General features: G+C 56.3%; 23 protein-coding genes. 20 read left to right on the forward strand and 3 right to left on the reverse strand.

Features of this window, described 5'->3' with window-relative positions; all coding sequences use genetic code 11:
* Nucleotides 1-318: 318 nt before the first annotated feature.
* The 5 genes from rpmH to mnmE all read left to right on the forward strand — a co-directional run bounded on the left by rpmH (nucleotide 319) and on the right by mnmE (nucleotide 4,247).
* Nucleotides 319-453, forward strand: coding sequence for a 50S ribosomal protein L34 (gene rpmH, locus BM026_RS00585; protein ID WP_003213577.1), 135 nt, complete (start codon nucleotides 319-321; stop codon nucleotides 451-453).
* A gap of 13 nt (nucleotides 454-466) precedes the next feature.
* Entirely contained in the window at nucleotides 467-874 is a 408-nt protein-coding gene (gene rnpA, locus BM026_RS00590; RefSeq protein WP_020302575.1) for a ribonuclease P protein component, read from the forward strand.
* Nucleotides 867-1,112 (forward strand): membrane protein insertion efficiency factor YidD, encoded by a 246-nt coding sequence (gene yidD / locus BM026_RS00595; protein ID WP_003213574.1) that lies wholly within the window; start codon nucleotides 867-869, stop codon nucleotides 1,110-1,112. The genes rnpA and yidD overlap by 8 nt, the downstream gene beginning before the upstream one ends.
* 2 nt (nucleotides 1,113-1,114) lie before the next feature.
* A complete protein-coding gene (gene yidC, locus BM026_RS00600) occupies nucleotides 1,115-2,797 on the forward strand; it encodes a membrane protein insertase YidC (protein ID WP_093527099.1) in 1,683 nt (560 codons plus the stop codon).
* A 79-nt stretch (nucleotides 2,798-2,876) separates the two neighbouring features.
* On the forward strand, nucleotides 2,877-4,247 hold the full coding sequence (mnmE, locus tag BM026_RS00605) for a tRNA uridine-5-carboxymethylaminomethyl(34) synthesis GTPase MnmE (RefSeq protein WP_071490888.1): 1,371 nt from the start codon (nucleotides 2,877-2,879) through the stop codon (nucleotides 4,245-4,247).
* A 19-nt stretch (nucleotides 4,248-4,266) separates the two neighbouring features.
* Here mnmE and BM026_RS00610 read toward each other — a convergent pair whose 3' ends face one another.
* From BM026_RS00610 to BM026_RS00620, 3 genes are all read right to left on the reverse strand, one after another.
* Entirely contained in the window at nucleotides 4,267-6,705 is a 2,439-nt protein-coding gene (locus tag BM026_RS00610) for a TonB-dependent siderophore receptor (RefSeq protein ID WP_092241508.1), read from the reverse strand.
* A 91-nt stretch (nucleotides 6,706-6,796) separates the two neighbouring features.
* Nucleotides 6,797-7,741, reverse strand: coding sequence for a FecR domain-containing protein (locus tag BM026_RS00615; RefSeq protein WP_093527101.1), 945 nt, complete (start codon nucleotides 7,739-7,741; stop codon nucleotides 6,797-6,799).
* Nucleotides 7,741-8,247: a sigma-70 family RNA polymerase sigma factor gene (locus BM026_RS00620; RefSeq protein WP_093514256.1), complete on the reverse strand. Its 507-nt coding sequence runs from the start codon at nucleotides 8,245-8,247 to the stop codon at nucleotides 7,741-7,743. The genes BM026_RS00615 and BM026_RS00620 overlap by 1 nt, the downstream gene beginning before the upstream one ends.
* Before the next feature lie 564 nt (nucleotides 8,248-8,811).
* Between BM026_RS00620 and mnmG the strand changes: the two genes are divergently transcribed.
* The 15 genes from mnmG (at nucleotide 8,812) to BM026_RS00695 (ending at nucleotide 25,049) form a co-directional block, all read left to right on the forward strand.
* Nucleotides 8,812-10,704 carry a tRNA uridine-5-carboxymethylaminomethyl(34) synthesis enzyme MnmG gene (mnmG, locus tag BM026_RS00625; protein WP_025854394.1) on the forward strand — a complete coding sequence of 631 codons (1,893 nt, stop codon included), beginning with the start codon at nucleotides 8,812-8,814 and terminating at the stop codon, nucleotides 10,702-10,704.
* Nucleotides 10,701-11,345 carry a 16S rRNA (guanine(527)-N(7))-methyltransferase RsmG gene (gene rsmG, locus BM026_RS00630; RefSeq protein ID WP_092241515.1) on the forward strand — a complete coding sequence of 215 codons (645 nt, stop codon included), beginning with the start codon at nucleotides 10,701-10,703 and terminating at the stop codon, nucleotides 11,343-11,345. Before mnmG ends, rsmG begins: the two co-directional genes overlap by 4 nt.
* A gap of 18 nt (nucleotides 11,346-11,363) precedes the next feature.
* Nucleotides 11,364-12,161 carry a ParA family protein gene (locus BM026_RS00635; protein ID WP_010207696.1) on the forward strand — a complete coding sequence of 266 codons (798 nt, stop codon included), beginning with the start codon at nucleotides 11,364-11,366 and terminating at the stop codon, nucleotides 12,159-12,161.
* Between the two features lie 9 nt (nucleotides 12,162-12,170).
* Complete coding sequence (locus BM026_RS00640; RefSeq protein WP_016970690.1) at nucleotides 12,171-13,043, forward strand: ParB/RepB/Spo0J family partition protein; 873 nt, start codon at nucleotides 12,171-12,173, stop codon at nucleotides 13,041-13,043.
* 148 nt (nucleotides 13,044-13,191) lie between these two features.
* Entirely contained in the window at nucleotides 13,192-13,599 is a 408-nt protein-coding gene (locus BM026_RS00645; protein ID WP_010565865.1) for a F0F1 ATP synthase subunit I, read from the forward strand.
* A gap of 16 nt (nucleotides 13,600-13,615) precedes the next feature.
* On the forward strand, nucleotides 13,616-14,485 hold the full coding sequence (gene atpB / locus BM026_RS00650) for a F0F1 ATP synthase subunit A (RefSeq protein WP_093514255.1): 870 nt from the start codon (nucleotides 13,616-13,618) through the stop codon (nucleotides 14,483-14,485).
* Nucleotides 14,486-14,618: 133 nt separating this feature from the next.
* A complete protein-coding gene (gene atpE, locus BM026_RS00655) occupies nucleotides 14,619-14,876 on the forward strand; it encodes a F0F1 ATP synthase subunit C (protein WP_002555987.1) in 258 nt (85 codons plus the stop codon).
* Between the two features lie 57 nt (nucleotides 14,877-14,933).
* Nucleotides 14,934-15,404, forward strand: coding sequence for a F0F1 ATP synthase subunit B (locus tag BM026_RS00660; protein ID WP_093527103.1), 471 nt, complete (start codon nucleotides 14,934-14,936; stop codon nucleotides 15,402-15,404).
* A gap of 12 nt (nucleotides 15,405-15,416) precedes the next feature.
* Entirely contained in the window at nucleotides 15,417-15,953 is a 537-nt protein-coding gene (locus BM026_RS00665) for a F0F1 ATP synthase subunit delta (RefSeq protein ID WP_093514253.1), read from the forward strand.
* A 21-nt stretch (nucleotides 15,954-15,974) separates the two neighbouring features.
* The gene (gene atpA, locus BM026_RS00670) at nucleotides 15,975-17,519 is read left to right on the forward strand and encodes a F0F1 ATP synthase subunit alpha (protein WP_003177064.1); all 1,545 of its coding nucleotides are present in this window, start codon (nucleotides 15,975-15,977) and stop codon (nucleotides 17,517-17,519) included.
* 50 nt (nucleotides 17,520-17,569) lie between these two features.
* On the forward strand, nucleotides 17,570-18,430 hold the full coding sequence (gene atpG, locus BM026_RS00675) for a F0F1 ATP synthase subunit gamma (RefSeq protein ID WP_003233565.1): 861 nt from the start codon (nucleotides 17,570-17,572) through the stop codon (nucleotides 18,428-18,430).
* Between the two features lie 27 nt (nucleotides 18,431-18,457).
* The gene (gene atpD / locus BM026_RS00680) at nucleotides 18,458-19,834 is read left to right on the forward strand and encodes a F0F1 ATP synthase subunit beta (RefSeq protein ID WP_015886645.1); all 1,377 of its coding nucleotides are present in this window, start codon (nucleotides 18,458-18,460) and stop codon (nucleotides 19,832-19,834) included.
* 44 nt (nucleotides 19,835-19,878) lie between these two features.
* Nucleotides 19,879-20,295: a F0F1 ATP synthase subunit epsilon gene (locus BM026_RS00685; protein WP_058424358.1), complete on the forward strand. Its 417-nt coding sequence runs from the start codon at nucleotides 19,879-19,881 to the stop codon at nucleotides 20,293-20,295.
* Nucleotides 20,296-20,418: 123 nt separating this feature from the next.
* Nucleotides 20,419-21,786, forward strand: a complete 1,368-nt coding sequence (gene glmU / locus BM026_RS00690; protein ID WP_093514252.1) for a bifunctional UDP-N-acetylglucosamine diphosphorylase/glucosamine-1-phosphate N-acetyltransferase GlmU — start codon at nucleotides 20,419-20,421, stop codon at nucleotides 21,784-21,786.
* 497 nt (nucleotides 21,787-22,283) lie between these two features.
* Nucleotides 22,284-25,049 (forward strand): type I polyketide synthase, encoded by a 2,766-nt coding sequence (locus BM026_RS00695; RefSeq protein WP_093527105.1) that lies wholly within the window; start codon nucleotides 22,284-22,286, stop codon nucleotides 25,047-25,049.
* The last annotated feature ends 9 nt before the right edge of the window (nucleotides 25,050-25,058 follow it).

Raw genomic sequence — 25,058 nt, forward strand, 5'->3', positions numbered from 1 at the left:
AGCACCGTTTCTCCCCCGTGTTGTCATTCTCTGTACATCACGTGGTATATGACCTAAAGGCAGTTATCCACAGCTGAATGCCTGTCTAGCTTTTATAAGCTTTACAGAAAAGCTTTAAATAACTTCCTTCTTTATTTTTATATCTATCCCATGAGCACTGGAAGCCAAGCGGACAGAAAAGAGCCGATGGCCTGTGGAGATCTAATTAAAGGAAAAGCTGGTTGGAAATTGACCTAGAGGCTTGCTTTCACTAGAATCGCCGGTCTCTTAAAACGGGGGCCATTCCGGCCCGTTGTGGACGAACCAGGTAACAACGCCATGAAACGTACTTTCCAACCAAGCACCATCAAACGCGCCCGCACCCACGGCTTCCGTGCTCGCATGGCTACCAAGAACGGCCGTGCTGTCCTGTCGCGTCGTCGCGCCAAAGGTCGTGCGCGTCTGGCAGTTTGATAATCCGGTACTGGTGGTGAGTCAGGACTTCAGTCGGGAAAAGCGTCTGCTAACCCCCCGGCATTTCAAGGCAGTCTTTGACTCCCCCACCGGCAAGGTTCCGGGGAAAAATCTCCTGCTCCTTGCGCGTAACAACGATCTGGATCACCCCCGACTCGGGTTGGTGATCGGCAAGAAGAGCGTAAAGCTCTCCGTTGAGCGCAATCGCCTCAAGCGTCTGATGCGCGAATCGTTTCGCCTCCACCAGGACACTCTGGTTGGTTGGGATATTGTTATCGTCGCGCGCAAAGGCTTGGGGGATGTAGAAAACCCCGAATTGATTCAGCATTTCGGCAAGCTCTGGAAACGTTTGGCGCGTACCCACAAGCCAGCACCAGCAGTCAGCACCGAAACTGTAGGGGTAGACAGCCTTGATGCGTAAACTGGCCCTCGTTCCGATCCAGTTTTATCGCTATGCCATTAGTCCTCTGATGGCCAACCACTGTCGTTTCTACCCCAGTTGTTCCTGCTACGCGTTAGAGGCCATAGAAAACCATGGTCTTCTGCGCGGTGGCTGGCTGACCTTTCGTCGTTTAGGTCGCTGTCATCCGTGGAATCCCGGTGGTTATGACCCGGTTCCACCTATCCCTACCTCCCGTTCTTCTTCGATGGCCGAGTAATCATGGATATTAAACGCACGATCCTGATCGTCGCCCTGGCAATCGTGTCCTACGTCATGGTTCTTCAGTGGAACCAGGACTATGGCCAGGCTGCCCTGCCGACTCAGAATGTTGCTACCAACCAGGCTGCGCCGGCTATTCCGGACACCCCGCTGGGTAACGATGCGTCCGCGAGTGCCGATGTTCCCAGCGCGAATGGCGAGACAAGCGCCCCGTTAGAAACGCCAGTGGTCACCAACAAAGACCTCATCCACGTGAAAACGGATGTGCTCGACCTGGCTATCGACCCACAAGGTGGTGATATCGCGCAGTTGAAACTGCCGCTGTATCCACGTCGCCAAGACCATCCGGATGTTCCGTTCCAACTGTTCGATAACGGTGGTGAGCGTACTTATCTGGCGCAAAGCGGCCTGACCGGCACCAATGGTCCGGATGCACGTGCTACCGGTCGTCCGATTTACTCGACCGAGCAGAAGACTTATCAACTGGCTGATGGCCAGAACCAGTTGAACGTCGACCTGAAATTCAGCCTCGACGGCGTCAACTACATCAAGCGCTTCAGCTTCACCCGTGGTTTGTACGACTTGAAGGTCACTTACCTGATCGACAACGAAAGCGACAAACCATGGAGCGGCAACCTGTTTGCCCAGCTCAAGCGTGACGCCAGCTCCGATCCTTCATCCAGCACTGCCACCGGCACCGCGACTTACCTGGGCGCCGCCCTGTGGACAAGTAGCGAACCGTACAAAAAAGTGTCGATGAAAGATATCGACAAGGGCTCGCTGAAAGAAACCGTGCAAGGCGGCTGGGTTGCCTGGCTGCAGCACTACTTCGTGACCGCCTGGATCCCGAACAAGGGCGAGGCCAACCTGGTTCAAACCCGCAAGGACAGCCAGGGTAACTACATCATTGGCTTCACTGGCCCGGCGTTGACCGTCGCACCCGGCGCCAAGGCTGAAACCAGCGCTATCCTGTACGCCGGCCCGAAAAGCCAGGCTGTGCTGAAAGAGTTGTCCCCAGGCCTTGAGCTGACTGTGGATTACGGCTTCCTGTGGTTCATCGCCCAGCCGATTTTCTGGTTGCTGCAACATATCCACAGCATTGTGGGTAACTGGGGCTTCTCGATCATCTTCCTGACCATGCTGATCAAGGGGATCTTCTTCCCGCTGTCGGCAGCCAGCTACAAGTCGATGGCGCGCATGCGTGCCGTGGCTCCGAAACTGGCGGCGCTGAAAGAACAACATGGCGATGACCGGCAGAAAATGTCGCAGGCCATGATGGAGCTGTACAAGAAAGAGAAGATCAACCCGCTGGGTGGATGCTTGCCGATTCTGGTGCAGATGCCGGTGTTCCTGTCGCTGTACTGGGTTCTCCTGGAAAGCGTGGAGATGCGTCAGGCGCCGTTCATCCTGTGGATAACCGACCTGTCGATCAAAGACCCGTTCTTTATCCTGCCGATCATCATGGGCGCGACGATGTTCATCCAGCAGCGCCTGAACCCGACTCCGCCGGATCCGATGCAGGCAAAAGTGATGAAAATGATGCCGATCATCTTCACCTTCTTCTTCCTGTGGTTCCCAGCTGGTCTGGTGCTGTACTGGGTGGTCAACAACGTGTTGTCTATCTCCCAACAGTGGTACATCACACGCAAGATCGAAGCGGCTACCGCAAAAGCCTCTGCGTAACTTACTCTGTGGATAACCACTCAAGACGCCCCCTAGTGGGGCGTTTTGCTTTCTGTCACTTTTGGTCTGGAACCTGTTGATGAGCGCTCCTCGTGAAACCATCGCTGCTGTCGCTACCGCTCAAGGTCGCGGCGGTGTCGGCATCGTTAGAATTTCGGGGCCGCTTGCGAGTGTGGCAGCCAAAGCCATGAGTGGCCGTGAGTTGAAGGCGCGTTATGCGCATTACGGCCCGTTCCTGGATGCTGACGGCAACGTGCTGGACGAGGGGTTAGCGCTTTATTTCCCTGGGCCGAATTCATTCACCGGGGAAGACGTCCTGGAGTTGCAGGGACACGGCGGTCCGGTTGTGTTGGATATGTTGCTGCAACGCTGCCTGCAATTGGGCTGCCGCCTGGCACGTCCAGGGGAATTCAGCGAGCGGGCATTTTTGAATGACAAGCTGGATCTGGCCCAGGCCGAAGCAATTGCCGACCTGATTGAAGCCAGTTCTGCACAAGCGGCACGTAATGCATTGCGCTCCCTGCAGGGTGCTTTCTCCCTGCGTGTGCATAACTTGACCGAGCAGTTGATCAGCCTGCGTATCTACGTCGAGGCGGCGATTGATTTTCCGGAAGAAGAAATCGACTTTCTCGCCGATGGCCACGTACTGGCGATGCTGGATAAAGTTCGCGATGAGTTATCCACAGTGCTGCGTGAAGCCGGGCAGGGGGCTTTGCTGCGAGACGGCATGACCGTTGTGATCGCGGGGCGGCCCAATGCGGGAAAATCCAGCTTGCTCAATGCCCTGGCGGGGCGGGAAGCCGCCATCGTCACTGAGATTGCCGGCACCACACGGGACATCCTGCGCGAACATATCCACATCGACGGCATGCCGTTGCACGTTGTAGACACCGCCGGTTTGCGCGACACCGACGACCAGGTGGAAAAGATCGGTGTGGAACGCGCGCTCAAAGCCATCGGCGAAGCGGATCGGGTGCTGTTGGTGGTGGACGCAACGGCGCCCGAGGCTGTGGATCCTTTCGCCCTGTGGCCGGAATTCCTCGAGCACCGGCCGGACCCGGCCAAGGTCACCTTGATTCGCAACAAGGCTGACTTGACGGGAGAGGCCATTGCGCTGGAAACCAGCGCGGATGGCCACGTCACGATCAGCCTGAGTGCGAAGTCGGCCGGTGAAGGCCTGGAACTGCTGCGCGAGCACCTCAAAGCCTGTATGGGCTACGAGCAGACCTCGGAAAGCAGCTTCAGTGCGCGCCGTCGGCACCTGGAGGCGTTGCGCCATGCGAGCGCAGCGTTGGAGCACGGTCGGGCGCAGTTGACCCTGGCGGGCGCCGGGGAGCTGCTGGCGGAAGATCTGCGTCAGGCGCAGCAGCTGTTAGGCGAAATCACCGGCGCGTTCAGCTCCGATGATTTGTTGGGGCGGATCTTTTCCAGCTTCTGCATCGGTAAATAACCGAGTTATCCACAGCGTCCTACCAATTGTAAGACACCGTACCGAGCAGGGTACGGCTGTCACCCCAATAGCAGCGGCCCGCATCGTTGCAACCAGATACATATTCCTTGTCGAACAGGTTCTTGGCGTTCACATCTACAGACCAGTGTTTGTCGATCTGATAGCCAACGGCTGCGTCCACCAAGGTGACGCTTCCTGCATCCAACTTTCCATACAGCGTGGGTGCGGTGTAGGAAAAGGTACTGTCGAAATAACGCACGCCACCGCCCAGGGACAAGCCCTTGAGTTGGCCATCGAAGAAGCGGTACTTGCCCCACACTGAGGCCTGGTTACGCGGAACCCCGGTCATCTGGTGGCCCTCGACCAACGACGTCGCCGAATCCTTGGTAATTCTCGCGTCAGTGTAGGTATAGGCTGCGGTGACATTCAGGTTAGGCGTGAGATTGCTGTTGACCTCTACCTCAGCGCCCTTGGCCCGGCTTTCGCCTACCTGGCGATAGCTATTGGTGGTGGCGTCAAGGTAAGTGTCGTCTTCCTTGCGCAAGTCATACACCGACACCGTCATTGCCGTATCCCAGCCGATCGGCTCGTACTTCACGCCCACTTCGTACTGGCTGCTGGTGATCGGTTTCAAGGGCGAGCCGGCGTTGGAGATCTGCTGCACGGGGACAAAGGCAGTGGAGTAGCTGACATACGGCGTCAGGCCGTTGTCGAACTGGTACATCACCCCGCCCTGATAGGTGAACTTGCGGTCTTCGGACCCGGTATTGCCGGCCTTGTTCACCTTGTCACGGAAATCGCTGTCGACCCAGTCCTGACGGCCGCCGAGCAGGAACAGCCAGTGATCGTATTTGCTCTGGATCTGTGCATAAACGCCTTTCATCTGCTGCTCGAGCAGGGTGTTTTGCACCGCCACCGGCGTCAACGGGTCACGCAGGTACACCGGGTTATACACATTGATGGTGCCGGCAAACCCCGCATCCCAATCCTGATTGAACGAGGTGCGGTCATAACTGGCGCCAAACAGCACCGTGTTTTCCAGGCCACCGACCTGGAATTTTCCTTCCAGCTGGTTATCCAGCGAATAGACCATCGACTTGTTATAGCGGTCATAGGCGGTCATGTTCAGTTGAGTGCCAAAGCCGCGGTTATTCAGGGCACTGGGCCAGGTTTCATGGCGGTTGATGCGTGACTGCATGTAGCGCGAGTTCTGACGGAACTGCCAGTCATCGTTGAAGCTGTGGCTGAATTCGTAACCGGTACTCCAGGTTTCGCGTTCGAACGTATTCCAATCCGGGTCGCCGAGCATGGTGTGCTTGGAGAGCTTGCCATTGGGATTTGTAAGCAAGGTGCCGGCAGCCGGTAGGCCGAGTTCCAGATTAGTGTGGTCTTTCTGGTAATTGGCCAACAGGGTGAGGGTGTTGTAGTCGTCGAAATTCAGGGTCAGTGATGGCGCGATGTACAGGCGATCGTCTGGCACATGGTCGGTCTGCGTATCGGATTTGCGACCGAGCATCACAACCCGGCCGAGGATATTGCCGCTGTCATTGAGCGGCCCAGAGATATCCACACCCAACTGACGCCGATTATTGGAGCCATAACCCAACTGCACTTCACCTTGTGGCGTAGCAGTAGGGTGTTTGCTCACCAGATTCACCAGACCGCCAGGCGCATTTTCACCGTAGAGCAGGGAAGAGGGGCCGCGGAAGATTTCGACCCGCTCCAGGCCATAGGGCTCACTGGTGGTGTCGTACCGATTACCTTGTACGCGCAGGCCATCTCGCAGCAGGCCGTAGCCGTAATCCGTGGCATTGAAACCGCGAATGAAGAACAGATCGCCCGCCAGCCCATCACCTGCGGCAAAGGGCGGTGCAAAGATACCGGGCACGTAACCCAACACTTCGGTCAGGGTTTGCGACTTCTGGTCCTTGATACGCTGGCCGGTGACGACCGATACCGAACGTGGTGTTTCCGACAGCGGCGTACTGGTCTTTGTACCGACCCTGCTGTTCTGCGCTTTGTAGCCCACATCCCCAGCAATCTCCTGATTGAAACCGCCCTGTTGATAAGTGCTGACTGTGGTGGGCGCGAGGGTGAGTTCGCCGGTGGAAGCGGCCTGCAGGACATAACTGCCAGGTGCCTGGACTACCGCCTGTAAACCGGAGTTTTGCAGCAGCAGCGCAAAACCTTGGTCCACGGAGTAGTCACCTTCCAAGCCTGCTGTGTTTAAACGTGTGGTTTGTTGAGGTGAAAAAGACAGGATCACATTCGCCTTGGCGGCAAATTGGCTCAAGGCGTTATCCAGGGGGCCGGCCGCAATAACGTAGTGTTGCACCGCGCTGGCGGCCTGGGCGCCCGTGGATAACAACACACTGACAGTGGTGGCCGTGCCGAGCAGCAGGCTGCATGTCATACCGTGGTAGGAAAGTCGCTGGCGGAGCTTGGTGGGAACGCGCATAGGTGAGTAAGCCCTGAAGGTGGCATCGTGATTACCTGTAGGGCCGTGTCAGGTAAAAAAAAGATAACCCCGCGTGCAGATATTTTTTCGATCAACCGATTCGCTTCACCGAAACCCAATAGCGAGTGAAGTATTTCACCTGAATCGGCAGGGTGGCCTGCAGATTGGCCAGCACTGCGTCGGTGGAATCCAGGCGAAAGGTCCCGGAAACACGCAGATGTGCCGAGGCCAGGTCGCATTGCAGGGCACCTGGGCGATAGCGGGCGAGCTCTTCGATAACATCACCGAGGCGTGCATCCAATACGATCAGTTGGCCATCGACCCAGGCGGCCTGGGATTTGCAGTAAACGGTGTTTGGCTGCACTTTTTGGCGATCGAAGTCTGCGCTTTCGCCGGCATTGAGCAGCCGGGCCTGGAGGGGCTGGTCACCAGGCGACACATTCACCCGATCCTCCAGAACGCCAACGCGGGTTGAGTCCTGCAACTGGCGTACGGTAAACCGAGTACCCAATGCCTGGACGCGGCCTTGGCGGGTTTCGACATAAAAGGGCGTCTGCACACCCAGCTTGCCGGTGTGAATAAGTACTTCACCTTCGCGCAAGCGGATCAAACGCTGGCGCTCATCAAATAGCACATCAATCGCTGTGCCGGTATTCAGGTCAATCCGCGTGCCGTCGGCCAATTCAATACGCCGGCGTTCACCTACGACCGTGCGGTAATCGGCCCACAGATTACCCAGGGGCGTGTGTTGCTGAACATTCCACCCCAGGAACCCGGTGCCGCCCAGCACCAACATCCACTTGAGTACCTGGCGACGTTGCTGTGTGGCCGACAATGCGCGGCGGGTGAAATCCGGAGGCAGGGCGCCGAGACTGCGCTGCAACTGTTCCATCTGATTCCATGCGGCCTGATGGGAGGGATCACCGTTGAGCCATTGTTGCCAGGCTTGGCGCTCGTCGGCGGTAGGCGTCTGGGATTGAAACTGTACGTACCAACTGGCAGCAGCCTCAAAGGTTTTGCGATCGGGCGCCGCCATTACAGGCTGGCCATGATCAGTGAGCATTCAGTCAATACACGGATCATGTGCTTCTTCACCGTGGTCAGTGAAACCTGAAGCTGATCGGCAATCTGTTGATAAGTCAGCCCCTCGACCTGGGACAGCATGAATATCCGCCGTGCTCGCTCGCCGAGTGCAGACAAGGCTTTATCCACAGCCACCAACGTCTCGATGATGATGGCTTTGTCTTCTTCACTGATGGTTATGGCTTCAGGCCGTTCGGCCAGGGTCTGTTTGTAGGCCTGTTCGATAGCGTTTCGACGGTAACGATCAATCACCAGGCCTCTGGCGATGGTCGCCAGGTAGTCACGTGGTTCAACGATCTGTGCCGCATGCCGCCCGCCCAGAATGCGCACGAACGTATCGTGCGCCACATCGGCCGCATCACAGGCGTTATGTAGCTTCCCTTTGAGCCACCCGCGCAGCCAGGAGTGGTGCTGCTCATAAATGTGCTGGACCGCAGCCGTGTGTGAAGAAGAGGACATAGGGCATGACAAGGTAGGTTAATGATAATCGCTATTATTAACTGCCCCGCCGTTTTCTCACAACAGATCTCTTTTTGCTGTGCTCACCACCGAGTGAAAGGTTTCGGTTGGCGTTGTGGCGGACTGAATACAGACAGATTTGCCGATTTCTGTGGATTAAGCTCTGTGAATAACCGTCCCTGTGCCCAGTTGATAACAGGCCCTGAAACCTGAGTAAAAAGGCCTCTGTGGATAACCGTCTGTTTAATCCACAGGCTTAAAGGACTTATCCAAGGGCCTCATTGGCACATGACCACAGACTTTTGAATCTCTGTACACGCCGTAAATAAAGGCCTGTGTAGATCTATCCACAGAAAGTATGCTCAGTAGAAATAAACATAAAAACAAAGATTTAATAAATTTCTCTCTTTTAATTTCTATTGTCTGTGATTCATCCACAGCTGGTTAAATTTTGTGCAAAGGGTTCTTTAGGAAGGGCTAAGTCCCTATACTTGCCGCCAAAGCTCTAAAACTCTTTCAACAATCAATTCCTGATTACCTACATAAGCAGGCACGAGGTGCGTGGTGGATTTCCCTTCCCGTTTTGAAGTGATCGTCATCGGCGGCGGTCATGCCGGTACCGAGGCAGCACTGGCGTCCGCACGAATGGGCGTAAAAACCCTGTTGTTGACGCATAACGTGGAAACTCTCGGCGCCATGAGTTGCAACCCCGCCATCGGTGGGATCGGTAAAAGCCATCTGGTCAAGGAAATCGACGCCCTTGGCGGCGTGATGGCCATGGCTACCGATAAAGGTGGCATCCAATTTCGCGTGCTCAACAGCCGCAAAGGCCCGGCCGTAAGGGCTACCCGGGCTCAGGCCGACCGCATCCTGTACAAGGCTGCAGTCCGCGAAACCCTGGAAAACCAGCCGAACCTGTGGATATTTCAACAAGCAGCAGATGACCTAATCGTCGAACAGGACCAGGTGCGCGGAGTTGTCACCCAAATGGGTCTGCGTTTCTTCGCAGAATCCGTGGTGTTGACCACCGGTACATTCCTCGGCGGACTTATCCACATTGGCATGCAGAACTATTCCGGTGGCCGTGCCGGTGATCCGCCGTCGATTGCCCTGGCAAAGCGTCTGCGCGAACTGCCGCTGCGTGTCGGTCGGCTGAAAACCGGGACCCCGCCGCGTATTGACGGGCGCTCCGTAGATTTCTCGGTGATGACCGAGCAAGCAGGCGATACACCGATCCCGGTCATGTCGTTCATGGGCTCCAAGGAACAGCATCCGAAACAGGTGAGCTGCTGGATCACCCACACCAATGCGCGCACCCACGAAATCATTGCCGCGAACCTCGACCGTTCGCCGATGTACTCCGGGGTGATCGAAGGCATCGGCCCGCGTTATTGCCCGTCGATCGAAGACAAGATCCACCGCTTTGCCGACAAGGAAAGCCACCAGGTTTTTATCGAGCCCGAAGGCTTGACCACTCATGAGCTGTACCCGAACGGTATCTCCACTTCCCTGCCGTTTGACGTGCAAATCCAGATCGTGCAATCGATTCGCGGCATGGAAAACGCGCACATCGTGCGTCCGGGCTACGCCATCGAGTACGACTACTTCGACCCGCGTGACCTCAAGTACAGCCTGGAAACCAAAGTGATCGGCGGTTTGTTCTTTGCCGGGCAAATCAACGGCACCACCGGTTACGAAGAAGCAGGTGCCCAAGGTTTGCTGGCCGGAACCAATGCTGCACTGCGCGCGCAGGGCAAAGACAGCTGGTGCCCGCGTCGCGATGAGGCGTACATCGGTGTGTTGGTCGACGACCTGATTACCCTGGGTACCCAGGAACCGTACCGGATGTTCACATCCCGGGCGGAATACCGCTTGATCCTGCGCGAAGACAACGCCGATCTGCGTCTGACCGAGAAAGGTCGCGAACTGGGCCTGGTCGACGACGCACGGTGGGCTGCCTTCTGCAAAAAACGCGAAAGCATCGCGTTGGAAGAACAGCGGCTGAAAAGCACTTGGGTCCGCCCGGGCACCGAACAGGGCGATGCGATTGCCGAAAAATTCGGCACGCCGTTGACCCACGAATACAACTTGCTCAACCTGCTGTCGCGTCCGGAAATCGACTACGCTGGTCTGGTCGAAGTGACCGGGCAGGGTGCAGAAGACCCACAGGTCGCCGAGCAGGTCGAAATCAAGACCAAATACGCCGGTTACATTGACCGCCAGCAGGATGAAATCGCCCGCCTGCGCGCCAGTGAAGACACCAAGCTGCCTGTGGATATCGACTACACCGGGATTTCCGGGCTGTCGAAAGAAATCCAAAGCAAGCTGGGGATAACTCGGCCAGAGACCCTGGGCCAGGCTTCACGTATCCCCGGCGTCACCCCGGCAGCGATTTCGCTGTTGATGATTCATTTGAAAAAACGCGGCGCGGGCCGTCAGTTGGAGCAAAGCGCTTGAGTTCGTTGGTCACCTCGCAACACGCCGAAGAGTTATCCACAGGTGCGCGCCAGTTGGGCGTCGACCTGACCCCGGCCCAGCACGAATTGCTGTTGGGCTACCTGGCCCTGTTGATCAAATGGAACAAGGCTTACAACCTGACCGCGGTGCGTGATCCCGACGAAATGGTGTCCCGTCACTTGCTCGACAGCTTGAGCGTGATGCCATTCATCGAAAACGGTCGCTGGCTCGACGTCGGCAGTGGGGGCGGCATGCCAGGCATCCCACTGGCCATTCTGTTTCCCGGGTCGCAAGTGACCTGCCTGGACAGCAACGGCAAGAAGACCCGCTTCCTGACCCAGGTCAAACTCGAACTCAAGCTGGATAACCTGCAAGTTATCCACAGTCGCGTCGAAGCCTTCACGCCTGAACAGCCATTCAACGGAATCGTTTCCCGGGCGTTCAGCAGCATGGAGAACTTCAGCAACTGGACCCGCCATCTGGGCGACCGCGACACCCGCTGGCTGGCAATGAAGGGCGTCCATCCAAGCGATGAGCTGTTAGCATTGCCGGCAGACTTCCACCTCGATAGCGAACACGCCTTGGCCGTACCCGGTTGCCAAGGCCAACGCCATCTGCTGATACTGCGCCGCACGGCATGATTGGGAACACAAGCAAGAATGGCTAAGGTATTCGCGATAGCGAACCAGAAAGGTGGCGTGGGCAAAACCACCACCTGCATCAACCTCGCAGCATCCCTGGTCGCAACCAAGCGCCGGGTGCTGTTGATCGATCTCGATCCACAGGGCAACGCCACCATGGGGAGCGGTGTGGATAAACACGGCCTGGAAAACTCGGTCTACGACTTGCTGATTGGCGAGTGCGACCTGGCCCAGGCCATGCACTACTCCGAACATGGTGGTTATCAACTGCTGCCGGCCAACCGCGATTTGACTGCGGCGGAAGTGGTGCTGCTGGAAATGCAGATGAAAGAAAGCCGTCTGCGCAGCGCCCTGGCGCCAATCCGCGAGAATTACGACTACATCCTGATCGACTGCCCACCGTCGCTGTCGATGCTGACACTGAACGCGCTGGTGGCCGCCGATGGGGTGATTATCCCCATGCAGTGCGAGTACTACGCGTTGGAAGGGTTGAGCGACCTTGTGGATAACATCAAGCGCATTGCCGAATTGCTCAACCCGAACCTGCAGATCGAAGGCTTGCTGCGGACCATGTTCGATCCGCGCCTGAGCCTGATGAACGATGTATCGGCGCAGCTCAAGGAACACTTCGGTGACCAGCTGTACGACACGGTGATCCCGCGCAACATCCGTTTGGCCGAAGCCCCGAGCTACGGCATGCCGGCTTTGGCCTATGACAAACAATCCCGTGGTGCCATTGCCTACCTGGCGCTGGCCGGCGAGATGGTTCGCCGTCAGCGCCGCAATTCACGCACCGCTGCAGCCCAGCCAACTTAAGGAATCCCCATGGCCGTCAAGAAACGAGGTCTCGGACGTGGACTGGATGCACTGTTGAGTGGTCCGACCGTCACATCGCTTGAAGAACAGGCGGTGCAGGCCGACGAGCGCGAGCTGCAACACCTGCCGCTGGACCTGATCCAGCGCGGCAAATACCAGCCACGCCGGGACATGGACCCCCAGGCGCTGGAAGAACTGGCCAATTCGATCAAGGCCCAGGGTGTGATGCAACCGATCGTGGTGCGTCCGATTGGCGGCGGCCGTTTTGAAATCATCGCCGGTGAACGCCGCTGGCGCGCGAGCCAGCAGGCCGGCAAGGAAACCATCCCGGCGATGGTGCGCGATGTGCCGGATGAAACCGCCATCGCCATGGCGTTGATCGAGAATATCCAGCGCGAAGACCTCAACCCGATCGAAGAAGCCATTGCCCTGCAGCGCTTGCAGCAGGAATTCCAGCTGACCCAGCAACAAGTGGCCGAGGCGGTGGGTAAATCCCGTGTGACCGTGTCCAACTTGCTGCGTCTGATCGCGTTGCCGGAAGTCATCAAGACCATGTTGTCCCACGGCGACCTGGAAATGGGTCACGCCCGTGCATTGCTCGGTTTGCCGGAAAATCAACAGGTTGAAGGGGCGCGACACGTTGTCGCACGGGGGCTCACCGTTCGTCAGACCGAGGCCCTGGTTCGCCAATGGCTCAGCGGCAAACCTGCACCGGTCGAAACGGCCAAACCTGATCCGGATATCGCCCGCCTCGAGCAGCGCCTGGCCGAGCGCCTGGGCTCTGCGGTGCAAATTCGCCACGGGAAAAAAGGCAAAGGCCAATTGGTTATCGGATATAACTCCCTCGATGAGCTTCAGGGCGTCCTTGCCCACATCCGCTGAAACATTTGCTTATGTAGCGAGTGATCGGAAATCACTACCCGGCAGTTGAATAGGGGCAGAACCGCCCCTATACTCTGCGCGCATTTTGTCGGCACAAATTATGCCAAGTTATTGATTTCCGGCAGCCGACCATTGAGGAGCAAGAGTGATGGAAACCCGCACGCCAAACACGTTGCCGTTCCATCGCTTGGCCGTTTTTCCGGTTTTATTGGCTCAATTTGTCATCTTGCTGATCGCCGCATTGGCGCTTTGGTACTGGCATGGAGTCGTAGCCGGATATTCAGGACTCTGCGGAGGCCTGATAGCCTTGCTGCCCAATATGTATTTCGCTCACAGGGCCTTTCGGTTTTCCGGCGCCCGAGCAGCCCAGGCTATCGTCCGGTCATTTTATGCCGGCGAGGCAGGGAAACTGATTTTGACGGCAGTGCTGTTTGCACTGACCTTTGCAGGTGTGAAGCCATTGGCGCCGCTGGCTGTATTCGGCGTCTTCGTGTTGACCCAACTGGTCAGCTGGTTCGCTCCCCTGCTAATGAAAACAAGACTTTCGAAACCTTAGGGCGTTTGAGGCAACCATGGCAGAAACAACCGCTTCGGGCTATATCCAGCACCACTTGCAGAACCTGACCTTCGGTCAGCTTCCTAATGGCGGCTGGGGCTTTGCCCACTCCGCAGCAGAGGCCAAAGAAATGGGCTTCTGGGCTTTCCACGTCGATACGCTCGGCTGGTCGGTTCTGATGGGGCTGATCTTCGTCGTACTGTTCCGTATGGCGGCCAGCAAGGTGACCTCAGGGCAGCCTGGCGGCTTGCAGAACTTCGTCGAAGTGCTGATCGAGTTCGTCGACAGCAGCGTCAGAGACACCTTTCACGGCCGTAATGCGCTGATTGCACCGCTGGCGCTGACCATTTTCGTTTGGGTGTTCCTGATGAACTCCATCGACCTGGTTCCCGTCGACTGGCTGCCGTTTGCCGCTGCCAAAATCGCGGGCAATGATCATCTGTTCTTCCGGGCCGTACCGACTACTGACCCGAACGCGACAATGGCCATGTCCCTTTCCGTGTTCGGCTTGATCATTTTCTACAGCATCAAGATCAAGGGATTGGGTGGTTTTATTGGAGAGCTGACGCTACACCCGTTCTCCAGCAGCAATATTTTCCTTCAGGCACTGCTGATTCCGGTCAACTTCCTGCTTGAATTCGTCACTTTGATCGCTAAACCCTTTTCGCTCGCGCTGCGTCTATTCGGCAACATGTATGCCGGTGAGCTGGTGTTTATCTTGATCGCCGTAATGTTTGGCAGTGGTCTGTTGTGGTTGAGTGGTATCGGCGCCGTATTGCAAGTGGCATGGGCCCTGATTCACATCTTCATCATTACCCTGCAGGCATTCATCTTCATGATGCTGACCATCGTCTACCTGTCGATGGCGCACGAAGAGAACCATTAAGGCCAGTCTTGACTAGTCTGATGTCCTTTCCGGTCAAACGGGAAGGTGGCCCACAAGGGCTATGAAACGATTTGTTTTACCGCTTTAAAATCTAAAAAACCTAAACCATACGACGTAAAAGTCGGGAGGAAAGATGGAAACTGTAGTTGGTCTAACCGCTATCGCTGTTGCACTGTTGATCGGCCTGGGCGCACTGGGTACTGCCATTGGTTTCGGCCTGCTGGGCGGCAAATTCCTGGAAGGCGCAGCGCGTCAGCCAGAAATGGTTCCAATGCTGCAAGTTAAAATGTTCATCGTTGCCGGTCTGCTCGACGCCGTAACCATGATCGGCGTTGGTATCGCTCTGTTCTTCACCTTCGCGAACCCCTTCGTTGGTCAACTCGCTGGCTGATCACTCGAATTTTCGAGTTGATTGGTGTGATGGACAACGAACGAGCGAGGTGTTGGCGTGAACATTAATGCAACCCTGATTGGCCAGTCCGTTGCGTTCTTCATTTTTGTATGGTTTTGCATGAAGTACGTGTGGCCTCCGGTCATCGCGGCTTTGCAAGAACGTCAGAAGAAGATCGCGGATGGTTTGGACGCTGCCACCCGTGCAGCTCGCGACCTGGAGTTGGCCCAAGAGAAAGCGGGCCATCAACTGCGCGATGCTAAGGCACAGGCAGCTGAAATCATTGAGCAAGCCAAGAAACGCGGTAATCAGATTGTTGAAGAGGCTGTTGAAAAAGCCCGTATCGACGCTGACCGTGTGAAGGTTCAGGCTCAGGCCGAGATCGAGCAGGAACTGAACGGTGTCAAAGATGCGCTGCGTGCCCAACTGGGTGCTCTGGCCGTCGGCGGTGCTGAGAAGATCCTGGGTGCCACAATCGATCAAAACGCGCACGCGGAGCTGGTAAACAAACTGGCTGCTGAAATTTAAGCGAGGGCGATCATGGCAGAATTGACCACGTTGGCCCGACCTTACGCTAAGGCAGCCTTCGAGCACGCCCAGGCCCACCAGCAGCTGGCCTCTTGGTCAGCCATGCTCGGCCTGGCTGCAGCAGTGTCGCAAGACGACACCATGCAGCGCGTGCTCAAGGCCCCGCGACTGACGAGCGCAGACAAGGCCGCCACGTTTATTGACGTGTGCGGCGACAAGTTTGATGTGAAAGTGCAGAACTTCATCCACGTCGTTGCCGAAAACGACCGTCTCCCGCTGTTGCCGGAGATTGTCGCTCTTTTCGACCTGTACAAGGCCGAGCAAGAGAAGTCGGTAGACGTTGAAGTGACCAGTGCTTTTGCATTGAACCAAGAACAGCAAGACAAACTCGCCAAGGTTCTCAGTGCACGACTCGACCGGGAAGTGCGCCTGCAAGTTGCGGAAGACCCATCCCTCATTGGGGGTGTTGTCATTCGCGCCGGCGACCTGGTTATCGATGGCTCGATTCGCGGCAAACTCGCGAAACTTGCCGAAGCATTGAAATCTTGAGTTTGAAGGGGCAGCAGAGCAATGCAGCAACTCAATCCTTCCGAAATAAGTGAAATTATCAAGGGCCGCATCGACAAGCTTGATGTGACCTCCCAAGCCCGTAACGAAGGCACTGTCGTCAGCGTATCTGACGGCATCGTGCGGATTCACGGTCTGGCCGACGTCATGTACGGCGAGATGATCGAGTTTCCGGGCGGCGTCTACGGTATGGCCCTCAACCTGGAGCAAGACTCCGTAGGTGCCGTTGTATTGGGCGCTTACACCAGTCTGGCTGAAGGCATGAGCGCCAAGTGCACAGGCCGCATCCTGGAAGTTCCGGTTGGTAAGGAACTGCTGGGTCGCGTAGTCGACGCACTGGGTAACCCTGTTGACGGTAAAGGTCCACTGGGCAACACCGAGACCGACGCGGTCGAGAAAGTTGCTCCAGGCGTGATCTGGCGTAAGTCGGTAGACCAGCCTGTACAGACTGGCTACAAGGCTGTCGATGCCATGATCCCAGTCGGCCGTGGCCAGCGTGAGCTGATCATCGGTGACCGTCAGATCGGTAAGACCGCTCTGGCGATCGACGCGATCATCAACCAGAAGAACAGCGGCATTTTCTGCGTCTACGTAGCTATCGGTCAGAAACAATCGACCATTGCCAACGTGGTTCGCAAGCTGGAAGAAAACGGCGCCCTGGCCAACACGATCATCGTGGCTGCCAGTGCTTCGGAATCTCCTGCGCTGCAATTCCTGGCACCGTACTCCGGTTGCACCATGGGTGAATTCTTCCGCGACCGCGGTGAAGACGCGCTGATCGTTTATGACGATCTGTCCAAGCAAGCAGTGGCTTACCGCCAGATTTCCCTGCTGCTGCGCCGTCCACCAGGCCGTGAAGCCTACCCAGGCGACGTGTTCTATCTCCACTCCCGTCTGCTGGAGCGCGCATCCCGCGTTTCGGAAGAGTACGTAGAGAAGTTCACCAACGGCGCAGTGACCGGCAAAACCGGTTCCCTGACCGCACTGCCGATCATCGAAACCCAGGCTGGCGACGTTTCCGCGTTCGTTCCGACCAACGTGATTTCCATCACCGACGGTCAGATCTTCCTGGAATCGGCCATGTTCAACTCGGGCATCCGCCCTGCAGTGAACGCCGGTGTTTCGGTATCCCGTGTGGGTGGTGCCGCTCAGACCAAGATCATCAAGAAGCTGTCCGGTGGTATCCGTACCGCTCTGGCTCAGTACCGTGAACTGGCGGCATTCGCCCAGTTCGCTTCTGACCTGGACGAAGCGACCCGTAAGCAACTTGAGCATGGTCAGCGCGTTACCGAGCTGATGAAGCAGAAGCAATACGCCCCTATGTCGATCGCTGACATGGCGTTGTCGCTGTATGCCGCTGAGCGTGGGTTCCTGACCGACGTTGAAATCGCCAAGGTCGGCAGCTTTGAACAAGCGCTGATTGCTTACTTCAACCGCGATCACGCCGAATTGATGGCGAAGATCAACGTGAAGGGTGACTTCAATGACGATATCGACGCTGGCATGAAAGCCGGTATCGAGAAGTTCAAGGCCACCCAAACCTGGTAAGCCGCAGCGGGAGCCGCAAGGCTCCCGCTTGCTAACCTGATAGGTGTTACATGGCAGGCGCAAAAGAGATTCGCAGTAAGATTGCGAGCATCAAAAGCACGCAAAAAATTACCAGCGCCATGGAAAAAGTGGCGGTCAGCAAAATGCGCAAGGCACAAATGCGCATGGCTGCTAGCCGTCCTTATGCGGAGCGTATCCGCCAGGTAATTGGGCATCTGGCCAACGCCAACCCGGAATACCGCCACCCGTTCATGATCGACCGCGCAGTCAAGCGTGTGGGTTATGTGGTTGTGAGCAGTGACCGTGGTTTGTGCGGTGGTCTGAATACCAACCTGTTCAAGGCCCTGGTCAAGGACATGGCGGTAAACCGCGAAAACGGCGTCGAGATCGATCTGTGTGTCGTTGGTAGCAAGGGTGCGGCCTTTTTCCGCAACTTCGGCGGTAACGTCGTTGCAGCTATCAGCCACCTGGGTGAAGAGCCGTCGATCAATGATTTGATCGGCAGTGTGAAGGTGATGCTGGATGCGTACCTGGAAGGCCGGATTGACCGCCTGTCCGTGGTATCCAACAAGTTCATCAACACCATGACCCAGCAGCCAACCGTGGAGCAGTTGATTCCACTGGTGGCGACTCCGGATCAGGAACTCAAGCACCACTGGGACTACCTCTACGAACCGGACGCCAAAGAGCTGCTTGACGGCTTGATGGTGCGCTACGTGGAGTCGCAGGTGTACCAGGCGGTGGTCGAGAACAACGCAGCTGAACAAGCGGCGCGGATGATCGCGATGAAAAACGCTACCGATAACGCCGGTGATCTGATCAGCGATTTGCAGCTGATCTACAACAAGGCGCGTCAGGCTGCGATCACCCAAGAGATCTCGGAAATCGTCGGCGGCGCTGCCGCGGTTTAACGGTTCAAATATTCAGAGGATCCAGCTATGAGTAGCGGACGTATCGTTCAAATCATCGGCGCCGTTATCGACGTGGAATTTCCACGCGACAGCGTACCGAGCATCTACAACGCGCTGAAAGTACAAGGCGCGGAAACTACTCTGGAAGTTCAGCAGCAGCTGGGCGACGGCGTAGTTCGTACCATTGCGATGGGTTCCACCGAAGGCTTGAAGCGCGGTCTGGACGTTGTCGACACTGGCGCTGCCATCTCCGTACCGGTCGGTAAAGCGACCCTGGGCCGGATCATGGACGTACTGGGCAACCCGATCGACGAAGCTGGCCCTATCGACACCGAAGAGCGCTGGGGCATTCACCGTCCAGCACCTTCGTTCGCCGAACAAGCTGGCGGCAACGACCTGCTGGAAACCGGCATCAAGGTTATCGACCTGGTTTGCCCGTTCGCCAAGGGCGGTAAAGTGGGTCTGTTCGGTGGTGCCGGTGTAGGCAAGACCGTAAACATGATGGAACTGATCCGTAACATCGCCATCGAGCACAGCGGTTATTCCGTGTTCGCCGGTGTGGGTGAGCGTACTCGTGAGGGTAACGACTTCTACCACGAGATGAAGGACTCCAACGTTCTGGACAAAGTGGCACTGGTTTACGGTCAGATGAACGAGCCGCCGGGAAACCGTCTGCGCGTAGCACTGACTGGCCTGACCATGGCCGAGAAGTTCCGTGACGAAGGTAACGACGTTCTGCTGTTCGTCGACAACATCTACCGTTACACCCTGGCCGGTACTGAAGTATCCGCACTGCTGGGCCGTATGCCTTCGGCAGTAGGTTACCAGCCGACCCTGGCTGAAGAGATGGGCGTTCTGCAAGAACGTATCACTTCGACCAAGGAAGGTTCGATCACTTCGATCCAAGCGGTATACGTACCTGCGGATGACTTGACCGACCCGTCGCCAGCGACCACCTTCGCCCACTTGGACGCCACCGTCGTACTGTCCCGTGACATCGCTTCCCTGGGTATCTACCCAGCGGTCGATCCACTCGACTCGACTTCGCGCCAGCTGGACCCGAACGTGATCGGCCAGGAGCACTACGACACTGCTCGCGGCGTTCAGTACGTGCTGCAGCGTTACAAAGAGCTGAAGGACATCATTGCGATCCTGGGTATGGACGAGCTGTCGGAAACCGACAAGCAGTTGGTATCCCGCGCTCGTAAGATCCAGCGCTTCTTGTCGCAGCCGTTCTTCGTGGCTGAAGTCTTCACCGGTGCATCGGGTAAATACGTTTCCCTGAAAGACACCATTGCTGGCTTCAAAGGCATCCTCAACGGTGACTACGACCACCTGCCAGAACAAGCGTTCTACATGGTCGGCGGCATCGAAGAAGCGATCGAGAAAGCCAAGAAACTGTAATCCAGGCGCCCGGAAACGGGCGCTCATCAGGTTGAGGCAATCAGATGGCTATGACAGTCCATTGCGATATCGTCAGCGCGGAAGGGGAAATCTTCTCCGGTCTGGTAGAGATGGTGATTGCACACGGCGAACTCGGTGACCTTGGTATTGCCATGGGCCACGCGCCGTTGATCACCAGCTTGAAGCCAGGTCCGATCACGCTGACCAAGCAGGGCGGGGAAAAGGAGGTGTTTTACATCTCTGGTGGTTTCCTCGAGGTTCAGCCGAACATGGTCAAGGTACTTGCCGACACCGTGCAACGTGCTGGCGACCTGGATGAAGCCTCCGCTCAGGAAGCCGTCAAGGCTGCCGAGAAGGCCCTGAACGAAAAGGGTGCGGACTTCGACTACAGCGCTGCTGCTGTACGTCTGGCCGAGGCTGCAGCCCAGCTGCGCACGCTCCAGCAGTTGCGCAAGAAGTAAGCGGCCTAGCCGTCGTACATCATGCGCGATTGATTAAAAAGGGTAGCCTCGGCTACCCTTTTTCTTTTTCAGCAAAACACTTCTCTGGTCTGAAGCCGGACCGCCCAGGATTGGTAGCCACTCATGTCTCTTGAAATCGTTATTCTCGCCGCAGGCCAGGGCACCCGCATGCGTTCGGCCCTGCCCAAGGTGTTGCACCCGGTTGCCGGCAATTCCATGCTGGGCCATGTTATCCACAGCGCCCGGCAACTGGACCCCCAGCGCATTCACGTAGTGATCGGTCACGGTGCCGATGTGGTGCGTGAGCGTCTCGCCGCAGACGACTTGAATTTCGTTCTACAAGACAAGCAACTCGGTACCGGCCACGCCACCGCGCAGGCCGTGCCCTTCATCACGGCGAACACCGTGCTGATCCTGTATGGCGACGTGCCGCTGATCGAAGTGGAAACCCTGCAACGCCTGCTGAAGCACGTCGTGCCTGGCCAGATGGGCCTGCTGACCGTTGAGCTGGATGACCCCACCGGCTATGGGCGCATTGTGCGCAATGCCGACGGGAAGGTCGCTGCCATCGTTGAGCACAAGGATGCCAGCGAAGCCCAGCGCGCCATTACCGAAGGCAATACCGGCATTCTCGCGGTCCCTGCCAATAAGCTCGCCGACTGGATGAGTCGTCTGTCCAACAACAACGCCCAGGGCGAGTACTACCTCACTGACGTCATCGAGATGGCTGTGAGCGATGGCCTGCTGGTCGCCACCGAGCAACCCCACGACCCGATGGAAGTGCAGGGCGCCAACGACCGCAAGCAACTGGCCGAACTGGAGCGTCACTATCAATTGCGCGAAAGCCGCCGCCTGATGGCCCAGGGCGTGACCCTGCGCGACCCTGCGCGTTTCGATGTGCGCGGGGAAGTGACCGTCGGCCGTGATGTGCTGATCGATATCAACGTGATCCTCGAAGGCCGTGTGGTCATCGAAGACGACGTGGTGATTGGCCCTAACTGCGTGATCAAGGACAGTACCCTGCGCAAGGGCGTGGTGATCAAGGCCAACAGCCATATCGACGGTGCCGTGATGGGCGAGGGCAGCGATGCCGGGCCGTTTGCGCGGTTGCGTCCGGGTAGTGTGCTGGAGGCCAAGGCCCATGTGGGTAACTTTGTTGAACTGAAAAACGCCCACTTGGGTGAAGGCGCAAAAGCCGGTCACCTGACTTACCTGGGCGATGCAGTTATTGGCGCGCGCACCAACATCGGTGCCGGCACTATTACCTGTAACTACGATGGCGCGAACAAGCACCAGACTGTGCTGGGCGAAGACGTGTTTATCGGCTCCAACAATTCATTGGTTGCCCCAGTAAAAGTAGGCGATGGCGCCACCACCGCAGCGGGTTCGACTATCAATCAGGATGTGGATAACTTGCAGCTCGGCGTAGCCCGCGCCCGCCAACGCAACATCGACGGCTGGAAACGCCCGGTCAAAATCAAGAAGACCTGAGTTATCCACAATGAAAAAACCTGCTGGCGCTGGCCAGCAGGTTTTTTTTGCCTGCGAACCGGCTGCTCTTCAAGTGGGGGCCAGGTTCCCTTATGCTTCAGTCGTCAGTTGAATAAGATAGAAATATTGCTAGTAGACCAATCTTATGCACATGCCCGACTTGTGAGTCAAAAAAGCGCTGGTATTTGTAACATTTATTTTCTAAATGATTTCAGATTGCCTTCAAAGCAACAAAATTTTCGCTTCTTGCCGTGCTTCGTTCGCAGCAGAAAAAGCTGTGACCCTTATAACGCGTGCGTTACAAGGTGGCTAAAAAATATAATAATTATTTTTTTGACAGATTTTGGTTTGTGATCTACCTCGATTTTTCGGTCTTTCATATTTAGTTGCTAGTTCAGATTTTGCTGACATATAGTTATGCCACCAGCGACTAAATCAACAATATCCTCTCCACCTGTACCCCTGTGGAAGATGGAAGACCCTCAGGTAGGTGTGTCATGGATGACAGTGGACAATCAGTCTTGGGGCACGCCGGACCCGAAATACTCAAACAGTCACTTATTAAAATTAATCAATTAAAAAAAGAGCTTGCTGCTATGAAAGCGCAGGCTTCAGAGCCAATTGCAATTATTGGGATGAGTTGCCGGTTTCCGGGTGGATCGTTGACGCCTGAGCAGTTATGGAACAATCTCTGTGAAGGCAAAAGTGCCATAGCGCCAATGGTTAACAAGCGTTGGGACAGCCTTTTATGGAACAGTGCCGTTCCTGGTGAGAGTGGAAAAAATTATCAAAAGACGGCTGGGCTTATTGATCACATCTATAATTTTGACGCCAATTTTTTTGGCATGTCAGAACTTGAAGTTCGCCGCACCGATCCACAACAACGTTTACTCCTGCAACTGAGTTGGGAGGCCATCGAAGACACGGGTCTGGACTATCGCATACTCGCCGGTTCAAAAACCGGGGTATATGTCGGCTTGTCCAGTGATGACTATGCCGACTTTTATACTCGCTCAGGGGATACAGGAAAAATTTCCCCGTTGTCCGCACTGGGGTGCGGAAAGAGCATCGCCCCCGGACGAATCTCTTACTTCTTTGGCTTTCGTGGCCCTGCGTTGCAACTGGACACGAGTTGCTCGTCAGCACTGGTGGCGGCAGACCTTGCCTGCTCCGCGCTGCGCAATCACGAGATAAACATGGCTGTCGTGGGCGGCGCTAATCTGATCCTTACGCCCGGCGCTTCGGTCGCGTTTTCGACCATGCAGGCGTTGTCGCCCAGCGGTGAGTGCCGGCCGTTTGATGAAGGCGCCGACGGTTATGTCCGTGGCGAAGGGGCCGGGGTTATTGTTCTCAAGCGCTTGTCCGACGCGATCAAGGAAGGGTTGCCTGTTCATGCGGTGATCTCCGCCAGTGCGATCAATCATGACGGCAAATCCAACGGCATGACGGCGCCCAACGGTTTGGCTCAACAAGAGGTGATTGCCGAGGCTTTGCGCAAAGCTCAACTCGCGCCTGAAGCGGTTCGCTATGTCGAGTGCCATGGTACCGCTACGCCGTTGGGTGATCCGATTGAGCTTATGGCGTTGTCAAAGTTCTATGGGCGCACGCACCGCACCTGGTTGGGAGCGGTCAAAAGCAACATCGGTCACCTTGAGGCGGCGGCAGGTCTGGCGGGCCTGATCAAGGCTGCGCTGGCGGTCAAGCACGGGAGAATTCCGGCCTCATTGAACTGTGAGGTACCCAACAAAAAATTTGCGTGGACGCAGAGCCACCTTGCCGTTGCGACTACCACACAAGACTGGCCGGATTGCGCCCCGGTACGCCATGCAGCCGTCAGTAGCTTCGGTATGAGCGGTACCAATGCCCATGTGGTAGTGTCCAGTCATGATCAATCGGTAACGGTCGCGTCTTCGACACTGCCGCAATGCCTGACGCTCAGCGCGAAGGACTCTGCTTCATTGCTGACCCAGCTCAAGCAACTCGAGAAGCATCTCGACGGCCTCGCCGAGGATCGACTGGCGGCTCTTTGCGCGCGGTCCAATCGTTGCCGTACGCATCTTCCTGTCAAGTTTAGTGCGCCGGCCAGCGACAAAATCATGCTGCTCGACAAGGTGCGTGAGGTCATCGCGCAGTCTGTGGTTCCAACCGCTGGGTTGATGGCAAAAACCTGCTTTGTGTTCAGTGGCCAGGGCGCTCAATACAAGCAAATGGCAAGTAACCTGTATGCATCGACGCCAGTATTCCGACAAGCACTGGATCGTGTCTCGCAATTCTATTGCCAGACGTTTGATTTTGATTTGCTGAAGGTTCTCTTCAGTCCTGAATCCGACTTTCAAGTGGAAGAGGTGCAACCGGCTCTGTTCAGTGTGCAATACGCGCTGACGGCGTTGTGGAAAGCCTGGGGTATTACGCCAACGGTAGTGATCGGTCATAGCGTTGGCGAGTACGCGGCAGCCTGCGCATCGGGCGTGATGACCATGGAGTGCGCTGCACGCCTTGTGTGGTATCGGGGCAGACTTATCCAGGCGCATACCCGGCCCGGTGGAATGTACGTGGTTTCGACCTCCTCAAGTTGCGCGGAGGCTCTTCTTGATGAAATCCCTCATTCGATCGCGGTTGAAAACACACCGGACACCTGTGTTATTTCGGTCGACGATGTTAATGCTGCTGCGCTGGAACAAACACTGGGCCTGCATTCGACTCACTATAAGCGGCTGCATGTGGCCCGTGGATTCCATTCTTATTTAATGGAACCGGTTCTTGATCTGTTCGCATCCTATTTGGATTCTGTTGAACTGAAGACGCCCGTGACTGAATTCGTTTCTACTGTCACGGGTACTGCTGAGGCTGCGTTGTTGACCACTTCCGGCTATTGGCTACGCAATGTGCGTGACACCGTGAAATTTTCCAGTGCAGTCAGTCAGGTGATGGAGGGCGGGCCCACTCTGTTTATTGAGATTGGACCGAGTTCTCAATTGACGTCGATCATTAACGCACTGGATCACCAGAATGAGCATATAGCCTGTGCCAGCTTGGATCGTGCTACACCGGACTTGCAGCAACTTTCAAAAGTGCTGAGTTATTTATATCAACATGGCCGGATATTGAATTGGCCGGCGATTGTTCCAACGGTAACCTGCGAGCCGGATGTATTGCCGCATTACCAGTTTGCACAAACGGAATACTTTCCAGAGAAAGCCTTAAAACGCCAACTATCGGTAGGCGAGTTCGAAAACGTGCTGAAGGCAGTCAGCCTTACATAAGCCTTTTTC

The organism is Pseudomonas sp. NFPP24 (assembly GCF_900112095.1).
Taxonomy (GTDB): domain Bacteria; phylum Pseudomonadota; class Gammaproteobacteria; order Pseudomonadales; family Pseudomonadaceae; genus Aquipseudomonas; species Aquipseudomonas extremorientalis.